Raw genomic sequence first — 15,335 nt, 5'->3', positions numbered from 1 at the left:
AGTCTGCCAGCTAGATCTCGCAATTGCGGCTCCGCTGACGGAGTGCACTTACAGGGGCCAACAAAATGAGGTGGATCGCTCCTGGTTGCCGTGCCCGGGCCTGAAGTTGAGCGTTCGGTCCGCTGTGGGGACGTCACTGTGGATCGTGTCGGATGAGCTGTGGGATCACCTGGAGCCGCTGTTGCCGCAACGTCAGCGCAGGTTCCAGTACCCCGGCCGCCAGCCGTTGCCGGACCGGGAAGTGCTGTGCGGGATCTTGTACGTGCTTCACACCGGGATCCAGTGGGGGTACCTGCCGCAGGACCTTGGCTTCGGCTCGGGCATGACGTGCTGGCGGCGGCTGCGGGACTGGAACGAGGCCGGCGCGTGGCAGCGGCTGCACGAGGTCCTGCTGGCCGAGCTGAACGCGGCCTCGCGCCTGGACTGGCGGGCCGGCTCGAAACACCACCTGATCACCGACGGGCACGGCATCCCGCTCGCGGTCCTGCTGACCGGCGGCAACCGCAACGACGTCACCCAACTCCTGCCCCTGCTCGACGCGATCCCACCGGTCCGCGGCCGGGTGGGACGGCCCCGCCGCAAGCCGGACTCGCTCTTCGCCGACGGCGGCTACGACCACGACATCTACCGCGACCAGGTCCGCGCCCGCGGCATCGTGCCCGCAATCGCTCGCCGCGGCACACTGCACGGCACTGGGCTGGGCACCTACCACTGGGTGGTCGAGCGAAGTTTTGCGTGGCTGCACGGCCTCCGACGTCTACGCATCCGCTGGGAACGGCGAGCCGACATCCACGAAGCGTTCCTCAAACTCGCCTGCTGCCTCATCACCCAGCGACAAATCGGCAAACAGCTTCTGCCGCCTTGGCCTGAGCGGTCACCGGAGCCGAAGCCGGTAGACGACCGGCTGTGCCTGCAGGGCATCTTGTATGTCCTCCACCAGGACATCGCCTGGCAACTCCTGCCCCTGGAGCTCGGGTTTGGCTCCGGACAGACCTGCTGGCGTTGCCTGGGTCGCTGGCAGCACGCCGGAGTCTTCGAGAAGCGGCACCGCCTCCTGCTCGCCGAGCTGAACGCGGCCGGCGAACTCGACTGGTCCCGCGCGCGCGTGGACGGCTCTCACGTCCGCGCGAAAAGGGGGGAGCTGCAACTGGTCCGTCGCCGGTCGACCGGCGGAAGACGGGCAGCAAGCACCACTTGATCTGCGACGGCAAGGGCACCCCGCTGCACGTCATCACGACCGCCGCCAACGTCAACGACATCACCCAGGCCCTCGACTTGGTCGACGGCGTCCCGCCCGTCGCCGGACGGCCCGGCCGACCACGGCGGCGAACCGAGTCCGTCCTGGGCGACAAAGCGTACGACTCCCGGGCCGTACGACGGCAGCTGCGGCACCGCAGGATCCTGCCGGTGATTTCCCGCAAGGGCGCCCCGAACATCAAGGGCCTGGGCAAGCTCCGCTACGTCGTCGAGCAGACCTTCGCCCTGCTCCACCAGTTCAAACGCCTCGCCGTCCGATGGGAGCGCCGCCTTGAACTCCACGACGCCTTCCTCTCGTTGGCCTGCAGCCTGATTTGCTGGAGAAGACTCAAGAAGGCAGGACCCCAGGACCGTGTCACGCGCCTATGACGTCGCCGTGTCCCCTGGCCAAGGGGCCGACGCACGAGACCGTCGGATGAGCTCGGTCGTGGAGACGCCGGCTGTGTACCGAACAAGGCGCAGCTTCCCCGCATCGGCCACTGGTCCGAAGACCTCTTTGAGCGCGTCCGCCCTCAGGACGTCCCCGTGCACGACAACGTCGATACCGTGCAGGTCCAGGAACCCCGTTCGTGACACGGTAGGGAGCGTTCGGGAGCACCACGTCCACGTACCGGCATGCCTCGATCACTGCGCTCCGCCAGCGTCATGATGGGCTTTCGCTTGTACCTGGACACGACCTCGTCAGAGAGCACCCCGACGATCAGCCGCCCCCCCCGAAAGCTCGTGCGGCCCTGAGCAGCGCAACGTGTCCCCGGGTGGAACAGGTCCCCGACCATATCGACGTAGACGTTCCCGTGCTCAGCCATGCCTGATGCCCTCCCGTTGGCGCCAAGCCGGCCAAGACTGGGCTAACCGCCCGGCTCCGTCAACCGTCCGACGGTCGACGCCGAAGCGGAGAGGGAAGGCTCACTAGAGATCCTGTTACGAGCTCTTAACGTCTGACCCGACGACAGGTGTCGGCATTCGGGGCCCACCTCAGCCCCTCGCGCGTGCGCCGGAGCAATTGCAATACCAATTGCTCACTAGCGGAACTTATGCCCAACAGCCGGTTCACGTGCAGGTGGATGAGCTGTCGACACAGTTCGGACCGTGAACTACGACGCAGCAGGCCATTACGTTCGAGTGATTTGAGAAGATCAGCTTGAGGTTCAATTACAGCACGACGACGCGCCATCACCTTGGTGAGTTCCTCGCAGTTTGACATTACTGCGACAGATTCGTATGCGCTCAATAGTTGGCGCAGTTGACGCTTCCGCCCACGGAATTCATCGCCGCCGAGCTTCGACTTCCTTGCATAGAGACGATAAAATTCAGTCCGTTCATCTGTGTTCCATCCCAGGCCGCCGAGCAAATCATCGGCACTTAGCACGGCCAGTGTTGTCGTATCGAATGGGAATCCAAGGTCTCTGCTTACACGAATCATGTCAGCGACAGCAGTGCTGTCTGCGGCGAATATGGCCTCTGCCGCCCGTATACCTTCCTCGCCACCGTAACGTTCAACCTCACGCTCATAAGTGTCAAAAGAGAATCTGCTGCATTTCCCTTCAACCATGAGTTCGGTTGCCCAATCGCAGGCCTTTTGCATTAGAGGACCCGTCAGCGCTGCGGGCGTTCCATGGAAGCGGAGCCGAAGGTGGGGGTCGGGATCAGCGAAGCGTAGGAAGAACCAAGCATCACTCAGGCCGGCATTGGTGGAGAACTCCGCAAAGTTACACATAGGCCCGGCGATTAGGTCATCCTGGAGCGACGGCGGAACGTATATCTTAATATATAGCCAGTCGCTACCAGGCGGGCGCAACCGAACTCGTGACGGGATGAGGATAGGACCTCCGGGTGCGGATCTGGGTATTGGCTCCGCGACTGATTCGGACGCCATAATTGGAACAATGAATTCTGCGATGTGCATACCATCCCTGCCAGGCAGCCATGCCTGTTGCGGATTCGGGAGCCCTTCCTGTAGTAGTATCCGATTTCCCTCCGGGAGATTTTTGATCTCACCCCGTAACAGCTCTATGTGATCGGGCTCGTCAAGGTCGAGGAGTAGGCGATTATCGCCCACGGTAAGATACACATAGCGCGGTACACACCAGTAAGTACGCCATTTCTTCAGCGCATCAGCAAAACCTGAGACTGAACTGATTGCCAGATCTTCCGCTACAGGATCGATGCGCCACTGCGCAAGCGACAGAACGATTCGGCCACACTGGACGCGCGGTAGGAACGGAAAAGACCTAGCCGACCCCCAATCGAAGTGCGAAAGCTGACAAAAACCGTCATTGGCGACGTCCAGCAAGAAGCGTGCGATATCTGGCGCGAGCATCGGATTAAGCATGTTTCCTTGGACCCCAACGATTTCCATGTCATCGCCGTTTGGCCATACCACGGTGAATCGGCTATCGCGAACTCCGACGACGAGCTCGTTGAGCGGTATTACCTTTGCGTCCGCCACACCGGGCAGGGTGGAGAAAACCATCTCATGTCGGCGTGCGGCTGGGCGGATTGCGACGTTTGCTAGCCTCGGCCGTTGGGGGATATAGACGACTTCAGCACGGACGAGGTTCGGGGCAAGAGCAGCCTCAGCGACCGCGATTTGCGCCAGAGCATCTTCAGCTGGTGGCCCAAGCAGGCCAGCGAAGCGCCCGACGCTGCGTCCTGCTCCTGTTGCACCGACGCCAGGCCCGACGACCACGTTGAAGGCCCCAGCATCGACGGCTGCAGCTGACGATGCCGTCACATACACGGAAATCTCCATGGAGAGTGGAGCAGGGCCGAGTTGGGGCGTCCATGTCTGAAGTTGCCCTAATAGGGTGTCGTCTAGCTCTACAACTAGTCGCCTGTTGCGGTTGGCGTACAGGGCCAGCTCGCGCAGCACATGCTCGCGTTGCGGGAAAACGGGGGCAGTGGCCTCGTCATCACGCGGAAGTCCCAGTCCAAAGTCAGGGTCGAGTAGCTCGAGAAGTGGCACCATTCGAACTGGCCCGTAACGCGACTCAAATGCTCGCCGGTAGCATTCGATGTGCGGTGGCCCGTATGGAAGCGGACTCATGCGAAGCAGCAGCTCGCCGGCACGAGCGGCTTCAGCACCGACATTAGCGTTTATGCGTGTGCCCCCGAGCGGCAATGTCATGTCAGTTTGTAGGAAATTCTTACTTGCTGCACCCTCGTGTATAGAACGGACCTGATTAATTAGACGGGCCCAGCCAGCAACACGGTCCTTGAGATCCCGCCCGTCCCATTCCTGCAGCGCAATTGACAAGCTCTCCAATCTGCCAGCTGCCGTTGTGGCAATAGCGGCAGGGATACGGGAAAGGCGTTCTCCCACGTACATGCTGGGGTCCATACCTGTCAAGGGTGGGCGCAGGTCGGAATAGAGGAAGCCTTGACGCCACATTTCATCAATGAGCCGCTGCGCCTTTCGTGGCGCCCCTGCCGCCCCCAGGGAGACACAAAGCTCCTCGACAAGTGATTCGTATAGAATCGGCTGGCGTGCCAGTTCCAGAACTCTACGGATTGGGGGGGCGTCAAGTACAGATACGTCGGATATCGAGTGGCGATTTAGGAATATGCGACCTCCGTGAGTGGTAAACGCTGGATTTAGCCTTAGGGTTAGACTTGGGCGAATATTCTGGTCGTTTTCGAGCGTTGTTACGAAGTCTAGCAGCCACTCCATATCCGGCCGAGTCCGCGTGCGGGGCGAACAATTCGCAAGAGCCAAATCGGTGACTTCCCCCCATTCAGTAAGGGACACGCCGGCAAATAGTCCAAACGGTGTCGGCCGAGTACTCATCCTTATGAGGTAACGCATAAGCTTGGCGCGGATTCGCTCCGCGCCGCAGTCGTCTGGCCGTGTTCGGATCAATGCGTCCATCAGAGAGGAACTCGCAACACTAACCGCCGCTCGCACACGGGGGTCGCAAGGAGCCAACGAGTCTCCTTCCCTGTTGTCGCAAAGCGCCTCGTCGACTGAAAGCAGCGGCAAACGCACCAAGGCCCACTGCAATGGCGTATAGAGCCCTGCAGCATGCTCTACCGAATCGGCGAGGACTCCACGGCCAGAAGTTGACATGTGGGAGGAATTCATGACAACAGGAGTAGCCGGTCCCAACGAGGCTCGGCGTCCGTAGCGGCAGCAAACAATGCCATAGCGACCCCCGGCGCACCGTTGAGGAGCCCAGGGCGATCGAATATCCTTCCCCCTTGCTCGACCGATGCGTAGGCGAGTGGCCGTCTGGGTTGGTATGCAGCAATCAACTCGTCGACAATTTCTGTCGCCGCCATCGAGAAGGTGCTCAAATGCGTGTCGTGCCAGAAGCGCAATACAATTTGCAGCAGGCCAGCCAGGCCATGGCACAACATCAGTGATTCGGGCCTCCGCTCAGAAATCGGGCGTCTTAGTACTGCGTACATCGCTTCTAGTGCAGATGTGCGCAGCCTGTGGTCGTCCAGCGCCTCCCCTGCGAGCCACAAAGATCGGGCCACACCGGGGGTTCCGTAGCACCATCCAATCCGTTTGAGGGCAAGCCTGTAACCGAAAGCCTCTGAATCAGCCAAACCTATCGGCACTACACCGGGCCAGCCAGCACCCAATTGATCGTCAATGCGGTGTGCGACAAGCCAGTCGGAGAAAGTCCGCAGTGACTCATACTGCCCTGGGACTCTTGAACCCTCATTAAGAGCCAGGGCCAGTACGGCAACTGGACCCGCGATGCCATGGGCGATTCCGCAGTTAAGAACGCCTGCCGGATACGAGGAGGCCATGTCCTCGTCACTCATGTGCTTGTGGGGAGTCCACCACTGCGGCATCCCATCCCTCTCCTCAGCCAGTGCCACCAAGCCCCTGAGGATCTCTGGGAGTACACCATGCTCGTCACGCCTCAGGAGATAGGCGGCTACACCACTAGCACCGGAAATTAGATCAAATACTTCAACAGGTCCCGGGCCCGCTCGACAGCGCAACTGCGCTCCCAGAAAGGTGGCTACTGGGGCCAGTTTAAGATCCAGGGCGTCCATTAACTTGCGGTAGCGTTTCCCCCCTTGACTGAGCGACTCCGCTCCGAATGCGAGGCCGCTCATGCCCCCAAAGAGGCCGTAGTGCACATCATTGCATCGTTCAATCTTTCGGACTGATGTCTCCAAAAACTCATGTGCAACAGCATCCCAGCCTTCCCCAGGAAGGCACATATTCGCATAGCCGGACATTACTGCAAGACCCGCGTCGCCTGTGGCGATGTCATATGGATGCCTGTAGTGCCTTCTCGATGACCGCTCCGTCGACCGGCGGGCATCTGTCAATTTGCGCGGATCCGCTACACGCCTGGTCACCTCGCGGGCTAAGGTCAAAGCGTATTCTTGTCGCTGTGCATGCAATATGCTGCGCCATGGCGCAGCAGCCAGATGAGATACGCGCGTAGGATTGACCATGAACGTCACCAGCGCATGAATAGAAGGAGAGTCTTGTATCTCTCGCCGCGGGGGCGCCTCGGAACGTAGTCAAACGGGGCCGCAGCTGGATTGAATGCACGTGTAGTGTCCACCGCAAGTGTCATCGTAACACGTATATATTGAGCCCCCTCCGACAACATATCTCGGCGTGGGCGTGTTGGAGAACCGAACGTCCAGGTCAAACTCATCGACTGGGCGCCCCGTACGTGTCCTCGTGTATTCCACGGTTGCATCACGACGGAGACTAATTCGTGTGGCCTTGTCACCCAACAACTTGGTCTCGGATATGGGCGCCAAATGCAGGACATCCTCCACGCGAAACTCGACGAAGTAGTCCAGGTCGCGCGTGAGGTACAGGCGCCGGAATCCGGGACGATCGCTGTCGCCAAGGAAGCCGTTCAATACATTAGCGGCTTTTGGTGGTTCTTCAGGGTCTGGCCGCAGGTGTGAGACAATGGGATCTTGCGGCCAGTCGTTTTTCTGCGTAGGTTGGTCAGAAGCCCGACCAGAGTTATCGCTCACCATCACATCTCTCCTAGTGAGCCAAGATCGTTGTCGCCCTTGCCGTTCAGGCATCCTGAATGGCGGTCCATCTACTGTCGAGGGAATTGGACTACGTTGACGCTTTTGTATCTAGCTTACTTGTAGGTGCGGTGAACGGCCACCCGTGGAGCTGATGCTGTGACCGCGCGGATTCGCCGAGGCGGTGGTCGAGGCAGTTGGATGGCTCCCTGCGCCGCAGTCGGAAGATCATGGGAGAAGGCGGACCTACCGAGTTCCCCGGAGGCCTTGACGGCCGGGAGCGGATCGAGCCGCTGTTGCCGAGTACGGAGCGGTGCTTCCGGTATCCCGGTCGCAAGCCGCTGCCGCATCAGCAGTGCTGTGCGGAATCTTGTTCTTGCTGTATACGGACATCCCAGTCGGAGCGACTGCCGAAGGAGCTTGGCCCCGGCGTGTCCCCGGACACCGCCGCCGGGCGGCGCCGCGCCCAGAACGGCGACGACGCCCAGCGGGCTTCGTCGGCGTAGGCCCGGGCGTGCAGGGCGAGGTAGCGCGCCGCGATCCCGTCGACGAAGGCGCGGTACGCGGCCAGGGCGCCCGCCTCGCCACGCAGGGAGCCGTCGACGGCCAGGGCCGCGCTGGCGCCGGTGTGCAGGGCCGTGAGGATCCCCTGGGAGGAGAGCGGGTCGCAGGCGAGCGCGGCGTCCCCGGCGGCCACCCAGCCCGGCCCGGCCGGCGGGGCGAGACGCTGCCCATGGGCCGGCGCCCATCGCGGTTCCGGCAGCCGCCCGGCGGCGTAGCCGTTTAGCCGGATCCGTACGTGCCGGGTGCCGACCGCCCCCTCCAGGAACCCGGCGGCGGTGCGCAGCCGGGGCTCGACCAGGTCGAGGTCGGTGAGGTGGGCGACCAGCCGCCCGGTCGGCACCCGCGCGGTGTACCACCAGCCGCCCGGCGCCGACTCGACGAGCGTGCGCAGGTCGTGGTCGGCCGGGACCGGGCCGGTCAGCAGGGCGTACGCGGCGATGAGCCGGTCCTGCCGCAGCCGTACGGCGCCCTGCCGGGCGATCACCGCGCGCCGGCCGGTGGCGTCCACCAGCCACGCGCAGGGCAGCTCCCGCTCCACCCCGCGTTCGCGGACCACCAGCCGCCACGCTCCCGGCCGGCCGGTCCGGCGCACCGCGACACCGCACACGGGCCGGGCCCCGGCGTCCTCGGCCGCGCCGCGCAGCAACGCGTCGAAGCGGAGGCGGTCCAGGTGCCAGCCGTGGCCGTGCGGGTCCATGACGTGACCGCGCCCGTGGAGCCGCTCCGAGCCCCAGGCGGCGTCGGTGCCGGTGCAGGGCAGGTGCCCGTCGGCGTCGAGCCCGGCCAGCAGTCCGAGGTCGCGCAGCAAAGGCCGGGCGGCGGGCGGCAGGGTCTCGCCGATCCGGTACGGGCCCGCACCCCGCGGCCCAGGGTGGTCCCGCGGCCGGGGGTCGAGGAGCAGGACCCGGCGGCCCGCGCGGGCCAGGCACAGCGCCGCGACCGACCCGGCCGGCCCGGCGCCCGCCACGACCGCGTCGCAGCCGCCCGTCACTGGCGGCCCGACAAGCGGGTCATTTTGCTGATAAAACCGGCCGAAACCTCCTCGTCGGGCGGCTCGGCCATCGCTACGGCCGCGGCCACGGCGTCGGCCCGTACCTCCGGATCGGCGGCTTCCGGCACGTGCACGGTGACCAGATTGCGTTCGCGGGGCGGTGCGGGCTCGGGGGAGAAGGTCACTTCGGACTCCACCAGCATGGTCTCCGGGAGCCCAGGGGTGTCCTGCGGTCCGGGACGGCGTTCGACGATCCCGAGCTTGCCGAAGTCCCGGACCATCTCGTTGATCTGGGCCTCGTATCCGGTGGACAGCCAGCGCAGCCACACGGACCTGCGCTCGAAGGCGAGCCGGCGCTCCTCCTGGGGCCGCGCGGGGTCCATCGCGATCGTGTACTCCTCCTCGGCCAGGACGTGATTGGGCACCTTGGCTGGCCAGAACGTGGGCAGGTACGGGTCGTAGCGGGGCCCGAAGCCCTGGACGTAACCGGAGCGGCAGCTCGCCGTGTCGGTGTGCCAGGGGACGGCCATCCACCGGGTGAGGTGGCCGGGCCCCTGCGCGTACAGCGGGCCGAAGACCCCGAGCGCGGCCTGGGGCGTAAGGACTCGGCCGTAGCTCTGGTCGGGCAGACCCGGGTCGCGGTGTTTGATCCGGAAGGGCGCCGAGTACATCGTGGCGTGCCGCATCGGCCAGGTGAGCTCGCAGCCGGGGTGGAAGGCGTCGGCGACGCAGAAAGACAGCGCGGCCCGGTCCAGCGTCGCGGGGCGCTCGGCGAGCGGGACGTCCTCCAGCCTGGTCACCGGCGTGGCGGCCGGATCGAAGTCCTCGACGAAGGCGCCGTCCATCCAGCGCGTCAGCAGGTCGTACTGCAGGGGCGAGAGGGCGAGGTGCTGGCGCGGGGAGACCGGCGGGACATTCACTGCGTCGCCATACACCGAGGGCCAGGGGACGGTGGACATGCCGTCGCGGTCGAGGTGCCGCAGCGATGCCCAGACCTGGCGCCGCAGCTCCTTGTGGACCGGGTCCTTGCTCGCCAGCCGGGTGAGCCGGTCGGGCGCCAGCAGATGGTCGCGGCCGCCGTGGCCGAACTGGACGGCGAGTCCGTGGTTGACCCACTGCAAGTCGCACAGCCGCCTCAGCACCGGCAGCACGTCGTGGGTGAAGGAGACCCGCTGCGGGCGTGGCAGCAGCCCGGCCGTCACGTAGGTGTCGCGGAGCAGGTCGTGGAGCGTGCGCACGGACTTGAGGCCGGGCGCGTAGTCGGGGGGCGCGACAACGACCCAGGCGGGCTCGACGGGGATGGTCCGGCCGTCGATCCGGACCTCGGCCCGCACCGGCCCGTCGGCGATGTCGTCGTGCCAGCCATCGTTGTTGGCATAGTCGGTGGCGGGGAGATTGTCCGCCGAGGCCGCCTTGCCGCGGCCGCCGAGGAAGACGAGCCGGCCGGCCCGGTCGGTGCGCAGTTCGCCCAGGTAGACGCGGGAGCCCATGAACGTGCCGGTGTCGAATCGGAGCTCGGGCAGCCCGGCCCGGTCGCGGCCGCGCACCGACCGGGCGCCGGGGTCGATGACCAGCCGGCTCCGGGGCCGGACGGTGGCGTTGCGCAGTCTGCTCTCTGGGGCCTGGGCGGCCTCCGGGATGTCCAGGGCGAGCTGGAACTGGTACCAGGCGGCCTTTTTGTTGGCCACGTGCACGGTCCACCGCAAGTCGGCGTTGTCCGCGGTCAGCTCGGCGACCGGCTCCCCGGCGGCGTTAAAGCCGTACACCCGGAAGCGGACCGCCTGCCGCTTCAGGGCCCCGGTCGCGTCCTTGTACGACGCCACGGTGGGCGCGTCGTCGACCTCGGGGGCGAGGAAGAACCCGTCGGCGCTGTCGCCGACCCGGGCCACGCCGATCGCCGGGTGGATGGCGGCGCGGACGATCCGGGTGTCGCGGCCGGGCGGCTCGGTGGAGGCCGGCCGGGCGGGGCCTGGCTCGGTCACGGGGACGCCGTTGGCGTCGCGCCGCCGGGCGGCCGAGGCGAGGTACACCACCCGGCGGGCCTCGGCGATACTGCCGGCCGGGCGGTGCTCGGGCAGGGAGTGCCAGGGGTTGAAGGCGAGGTTCTCGCCGTACGCGGCCTGGCCGCGCGCCTCGGTGTTCTGCTGATGCAGGGTCAGCCTGGCCACCCGCACCGGAGCGCTCGCCGCCTCCTCCCAGCGGACCGTGGCCCGGTCCAGAGGCATGCCGTCCGGGTCGGTGCGCAGCTGTACGAACAGGTCGAAGGCCGCCTCCCCGGCGGCCAGCCGGTGCCGCAGGTCGCTGCGGAAGAAGGACGGGTCCTCGTCGGGCGGCACGGCCTGCGGATCGCCGTCCGGGCAGCCCGCGGGGACCAGCTTGTACTTGACGTGCCGCTCGTCCCCGAAGCCGTACGGAAGAACGCTCCAGTACGTGGCCGTCAGCGTGCTCTTCTCGGCCTTGGCCATGTCCTGGAGGACTGTCCGGGTGACCGGATTGCTGTCCAGATAGGCCTGGAGGGTGTTGTCGACCACCCCGGCACGGGTGAATTCGCACATGTCGCGGGCGGTGTCGACGAAGAAGACGTCGTGGTTCTGGAGCAGCAGGTCCTGGGTGTCCGCGGCGCTGTCGGGCGCCAGCAGCTTCTCGCCGGGCACCCCGAAGAGCTTGATCCCGATGCCGAGGGAGGTGCGCAGGTCGGACCGGGTGGGCACGGTGTCGCTGGAGAACCGCACCCAGGCGGTCAGCCCGCCTTGGGCGCGGGCGGCCTCCAGGAAGCCGACACGCAGCTCCTCGTGCAGGTCGACGGCGACGGTGAGGACGCCCCGGACGGAGCCGTGGGCCTTGAGGAAGACGGGCCGCAGCGCGGGTTCCTGCCCCTGCGCGATCCGCCCGCCCTGCACGAGGTCCACGAACATGGCGCGCAGTGCGCCGATGGGGTCGTCGGCGCAGTCGGGCAGGGGTTCCATGGGTCCGGACATGGGTGGCGGGCCTTCCGGGTGGGGTTTTTCTGCCACTGTCTGTGGGGGGCCCGAGGGCCGCCAGCCCGCCGGGCCCGGGGGAGTGAGGAGCGACTTCCGCCGTGCGGGGCAGATGAGCAGACCTGCTGCAACAACGCATCCGGTGTGAGACGCTCCAGCAGCAAGTCACCGAACGGGGGCGAACTCGCCGATCACGAGAGGCATCATCCCGCACTCAGCGGGCCAGGACGTCGAATCAGCCCGGTACGCGGGCCTCGAGTGCCGGGCGGTGGTCTCGGGGGCCGCCCGCACGAGTGCCGCAGGGGGATGTACGTGGGTCCCGCTCACGAGCGTTCACGAAGCTGTAGCCGCCCCGCGCTCCTACCGGCCTTCCAGGTCATCGGCCGCCCGCTGAGCGGCCTCCTTCAACGATCGCCGTCGCGGCCACGTGCGCGGCAGGCTTCCCGCTACTGCTTAGTGCTTCGTTCCTCAAAGGACATACACATATCGGCGGCGTAAGCGCCTTGTGGGCGGTGCGGGTCTGCCCCAGATCCAGGGTCGGGCGCGGGCGTTGAGCTGGGCTGTGGCCACTTCGGTGGCGTGGGTGATGTGGTCGCGGTCGTCGAAGGAGCGTCCGGCCAGGGCGGTCTTGCGGAAGATGCGCCACCAGCCCTCTTGGAGGTTGAGCCAGCAGGCGCCGACCGGGATGAACACGTGCCTGATGCGGGGATGGTCCTCGAATCCGGTCCGGGTGGACACGCTGTTGTGCGAGGACAGATTGTCGGTGATCACATAGATGTCCCCGACGGGGTTGGCGTCCTCTACCAGCTGAAGAAACTGCTGGTAGAAGGCCTTTGGAGGCTCGGCTATTGCCAGTCGGATGCTGACTTCGCATGCAGTCGTACGCGCGTCGTTGGGAAGAGGCTGCTCCAGCCGATGTGACGTGGAGAATCGACAGTCGCCTGGGGAGCAGTTGCTCGTGGTCGTTCCGGTGGAGTCGCTCCGGTGAACCGCCCGCCGGGCGGACGGTGCTTCCAGCAGGGTCGGGCTCTCCTCGCGCCCCAGGCGTTCTCGGAGGTCGGCCTGCCGCCGCCGCTCGCAGCGGAGTCGCTGAAGAGCTCGCGTCGTATGTCCGCGGCCTTCTTGGCGGACAGACCGGCGATGGCCGCCACCGATCGATCGGCCCAGTCCAGATGGCTGGTCAGGTGGTGCCGTGCCGCCGCAATACGCTCCTCGAACGACAGCGGTCGGCCGTGCCGGACGTTCAGCGCCACTGCCGGCAGCTGGCTCTCCGCCATGCCGCCCTCGGAGCAGCGGGCGTCGATGCGCGTGCGTCCTCGCCTGGGCGGGTCGGATGCGGTGCATTTCATCGATGACCGTAATCCAGCTGTGGTGCACGGCGATGGGCGGCAACGGAGCGTCGAGTTCGGCGAGTTGACGCGTGTGGTGCGCTACGTTCTGGAACTGGATCGGGCGGACCCAGGAGGAGATCGAACAGGCCCGCGCCGACTGGATGACCGGCACCCGGTTCGGCGAGGTGAAGGGGTATGACGGGGACCCGCTGCCTGCTCCCGAGCTCCCGGCGCTGGCACTGAAGCCGCGGGGGAGGGTTCGCTGACCTGCGGGGCGGCACAGCGGGTCCGGGCCGGGACCTTCGAAGCCGAGGGGCTGCCCACCCCACGGTGAACTCGCAGTGCGGTTCACCTCGTGGTGGGCAGCGGAAGAGCATCCTTGTACGCGTTCACCGGCCGGGCGACCTTCGTGACGCTACGGGCGTCGAGCGCGACCGGTGCGGAGGTCGTGCCCAGGGTTCCGCCGCTGTGCCAGGTTCCCGTGACGGACACCCAGGTGTCGGCGGGCAGGTCCGGGGCCCCGTGGATGCGTACCTTGACGGACTGGGCGTCTGCCGCGCAGCAGCTGAGTACGAGCCGTGTCAGGTACCAGCCGTCGCCCTCCGAGCCGGGCGTGACGAAGCCGGTCAACAGGACGCTGCGTCCCTTGATGTCCTGCGCGCGGTCTTGCTGCACGCGGCTGGTGAACTCGGTCAGGGTCAGGGGGACCGGCGAGGTCGTGGGCAGCGGATCGAAGTGGTCCCGCTCCTTCACCGCCTTGGCGGGCTCGCGGGAGGCGGTGTACGCGCCGAGCGCGGGAGGGGCGTAGAAGAGCAGGCTCAGGGCCGGCAGGAGCAGCAACCAGGCAACGCGGGGCACCGTGGTGTGGTCGTGCCCGTGCCCGTTGCTGTCGCCGTGGCCGTCGCCGTCGTGATCTTCATCGGCTTCACCGGCCCCGTCTCCTCTGCCGCGCCTCCAGTACGACACCGTCTCCGCCGTCGCCAGCAAGAGCAGGATGGCCCCCGAGGCGATCAGGAACGGACGCATCCCCTCCTTGACGTACCTGAGGTACAGGTCGGTGAAGAGCGAGGCATGCAGCACGCCGAGGCCGCTCAGGAACAGCAGGGACACCTGGAAGAGTGGTCTCACAGCAGCACTTCTCCGATCAGCACGCTGCACAGGATCGCCACGACTGTCGTGGCGGCGGAGAAACGGACCGCGAACGCCCGGCCGAATGTGCCCGACTGAAGGGCGATCAGCTTCAGGTCGACCATCGGCCCGACCACCATGAACGCCAAGCGCGCGAGGGGTGAGAAGCCGGTGAGCGAGGCCGCCACGAACGCGTCGGCCTCGGAGCACACCGAGAGCAGGATGGCGAGCCCGGCCAGGAAGAGCACGGACAGCCAGACGGAACCGGAGAACGCCTCGAGTACCGAGCGCGGGACCGCCACGTTGAAGGTGGCCGCCGCCATGGCCCCGAGGACCAGAAAACCTCCCGCGTGCAGGAAGTCGTGCTGGAAACCGCGCCGGAACTCCGTCCAGCGGCTACGCCCCGGCCGGTGCCCGGAGTGCCGCACGGCGGGCCGCAGCCATTCCTCACGGCCGAACCGGAGCCACAGCCAGCCCATCACGGTGGCGGTGGCGAGTGAGGCGAGCAGCCGGGCCAGCACCATGGCGGGGTTGCCGGGGAAGGCGATCGCCGTGGCCGTCAGTACCACCGGGTTGACCGCAGGGGCCGACAGCAGGAACGCGAAGGCGGCCGCCGGGGTGACGCCCCGGCCGATCAGGCTGTTCGCCACCGGTACCGACGCACACTCGCAGCCGGGCAGGACCACTCCCGCGGCGCCGGCGACCGGGACGGCGAGCGCGGGCCGCTTCGGCAGTACCCGGCTGAACACCCGCGCCGGCACGAACGCGCTGATGGCGCCGGACAGGGCCGTGCCCAGCAACAGAAATGGCAACGCCTGCACGGTGACGGCGAGACACACGGTCCGCCATGCCTGTACGGCCGGTGCCGCCAACCACCCGCCGCTCAGGAAGAGCACCACGTCGAGAAGGAGGACTGCTCCTACCAGCAGGAGCATCCCGGACCGGAGCCGTTCCCGTATCGGACTCTCGTCGTCCGCCTCGGCGACCGTCTCCGTCTCCTCGGCCCGTTGTTCTGTTCTCTGCACGCCAGCCCCGGTGTCTGATGTCGAATGCCGGGTCGAACATAGCGGGCGACCATTCCCCGCGTCCCGCCCTGCCCGCCTCTCCGCCCGGCGGGAACTG

The 15,335-nt window shown here is 66.4% G+C and carries 9 protein-coding genes and 2 pseudogenes; 4 read left to right on the top strand and 7 right to left on the bottom strand.

Annotated elements, in window-relative coordinates; genetic code table 11:
• Positions 1-85: 85 nt before the first annotated feature.
• A pseudogene (locus tag ACFY5C_RS00890) lies at positions 86-826 on the top strand (IS5 family transposase); the annotation flags it as partial.
• A protein-coding gene (locus ACFY5C_RS00885) for an IS5 family transposase (RefSeq protein ID WP_389440628.1) occupies positions 824-1,626 on the top strand; the annotation gives its coding sequence in 2 pieces (ribosomal slippage) (positions 824-1,130 and positions 1,130-1,626; 804 coding nt in all). The pseudogene ACFY5C_RS00890 and the gene ACFY5C_RS00885, both read left to right, overlap by 3 nt.
• Before the next feature lie 562 nt (positions 1,627-2,188).
• Here the strand turns inward: ACFY5C_RS00885 and ACFY5C_RS00880 are convergent.
• Together ACFY5C_RS00880 and ACFY5C_RS00875 are read right to left on the bottom strand one after the other, a co-directional pair.
• The gene (locus ACFY5C_RS00880) at positions 2,189-5,323 is read right to left on the bottom strand and encodes a lantibiotic dehydratase (RefSeq protein WP_389440626.1); all 3,135 of its coding nucleotides are present in this window, start codon (positions 5,321-5,323) and stop codon (positions 2,189-2,191) included.
• 11 nt (positions 5,324-5,334) lie between these two features.
• On the bottom strand, positions 5,335-6,678 hold the full coding sequence (locus ACFY5C_RS00875) for a lanthionine synthetase C family protein (protein WP_389440624.1): 1,344 nt from the start codon (positions 6,676-6,678) through the stop codon (positions 5,335-5,337).
• A 318-nt stretch (positions 6,679-6,996) separates the two neighbouring features.
• Here ACFY5C_RS00875 and ACFY5C_RS00870 point away from each other — a divergent pair, with 318 nt between their 5' ends.
• The gene (locus ACFY5C_RS00870) at positions 6,997-7,149 is read left to right on the top strand and encodes a hypothetical protein (RefSeq protein WP_389439010.1); all 153 of its coding nucleotides are present in this window, start codon (positions 6,997-6,999) and stop codon (positions 7,147-7,149) included.
• Between the two features lie 421 nt (positions 7,150-7,570).
• Here ACFY5C_RS00870 and ACFY5C_RS00865 read toward each other — a convergent pair whose 3' ends face one another.
• From ACFY5C_RS00865 to ACFY5C_RS00855, 3 genes are all read right to left on the bottom strand, one after another.
• Complete coding sequence (locus tag ACFY5C_RS00865) at positions 7,571-8,752, bottom strand: NAD(P)/FAD-dependent oxidoreductase (RefSeq protein WP_389439008.1); 1,182 nt, start codon at positions 8,750-8,752, stop codon at positions 7,571-7,573.
• 20 nt (positions 8,753-8,772) lie between these two features.
• Entirely contained in the window at positions 8,773-11,754 is a 2,982-nt protein-coding gene (locus ACFY5C_RS00860; protein WP_389439006.1) for a LodA/GoxA family CTQ-dependent oxidase, read from the bottom strand.
• Between the two features lie 468 nt (positions 11,755-12,222).
• Entirely contained in the window at positions 12,223-13,098 is an 876-nt protein-coding gene (locus tag ACFY5C_RS00855) for a transposase (protein ID WP_389440622.1), read from the bottom strand.
• Between the two features lie 91 nt (positions 13,099-13,189).
• On the opposite strand from ACFY5C_RS00855, the pseudogene ACFY5C_RS00850 reads away from it, so the two are divergent.
• Positions 13,190-13,351, top strand: a pseudogene (locus ACFY5C_RS00850) (pirin family protein); the annotation flags it as partial.
• Positions 13,352-13,433: 82 nt separating this feature from the next.
• Here ACFY5C_RS00850 and ACFY5C_RS00845 read toward each other — a convergent pair.
• Both ACFY5C_RS00845 and ACFY5C_RS00840 read right to left on the bottom strand, forming a co-directional pair.
• On the bottom strand, positions 13,434-14,213 hold the full coding sequence (locus ACFY5C_RS00845) for a TIGR03943 family putative permease subunit (RefSeq protein ID WP_389439004.1): 780 nt from the start codon (positions 14,211-14,213) through the stop codon (positions 13,434-13,436).
• A complete protein-coding gene (locus ACFY5C_RS00840) occupies positions 14,210-15,148 on the bottom strand; it encodes a permease (RefSeq protein ID WP_389440620.1) in 939 nt (312 codons plus the stop codon). The genes ACFY5C_RS00845 and ACFY5C_RS00840 overlap by 4 nt, the downstream gene beginning before the upstream one ends.
• Between the last annotated feature and the right edge of the window lie 187 nt (positions 15,149-15,335).

The organism is Streptomyces sp. NPDC012935 (genome assembly GCF_042900345.1).
Classification (GTDB): Bacteria; Actinomycetota; Actinomycetes; order Streptomycetales; family Streptomycetaceae; genus Streptomyces.
Note: the sequence above shows the minus strand (reverse complement) of the source record. Positions and strands in the feature narration are given on the sequence as shown.

Coding starts and splice junctions, on each gene's coding strand:
- ACFY5C_RS00880 (WP_389440626.1), bottom strand. CDS start 5,323: ATGTCAACTTCTGGCCGTGGAGTCCTCGCCGATTCGGTAGAGCATGCT.
- ACFY5C_RS00875 (WP_389440624.1), bottom strand. CDS start 6,678: ATGGTCAATCCTACGCGCGTATCTCATCTGGCTGCTGCGCCATGGCGC.
- ACFY5C_RS00870 (WP_389439010.1), top strand. CDS start 6,997: ATGCAGGACATCCTCCACGCGAAACTCGACGAAGTAGTCCAGGTCGCG.
- ACFY5C_RS00860 (WP_389439006.1), bottom strand. CDS start 11,754: ATGTCCGGACCCATGGAACCCCTGCCCGACTGCGCCGACGACCCCATC.
- ACFY5C_RS00855 (WP_389440622.1), bottom strand. CDS start 13,098: ATGCACCGCATCCGACCCGCCCAGGCGAGGACGCACGCGCATCGACGC.
- ACFY5C_RS00840 (WP_389440620.1), bottom strand. CDS start 15,148: ATGCTCCTGCTGGTAGGAGCAGTCCTCCTTCTCGACGTGGTGCTCTTC.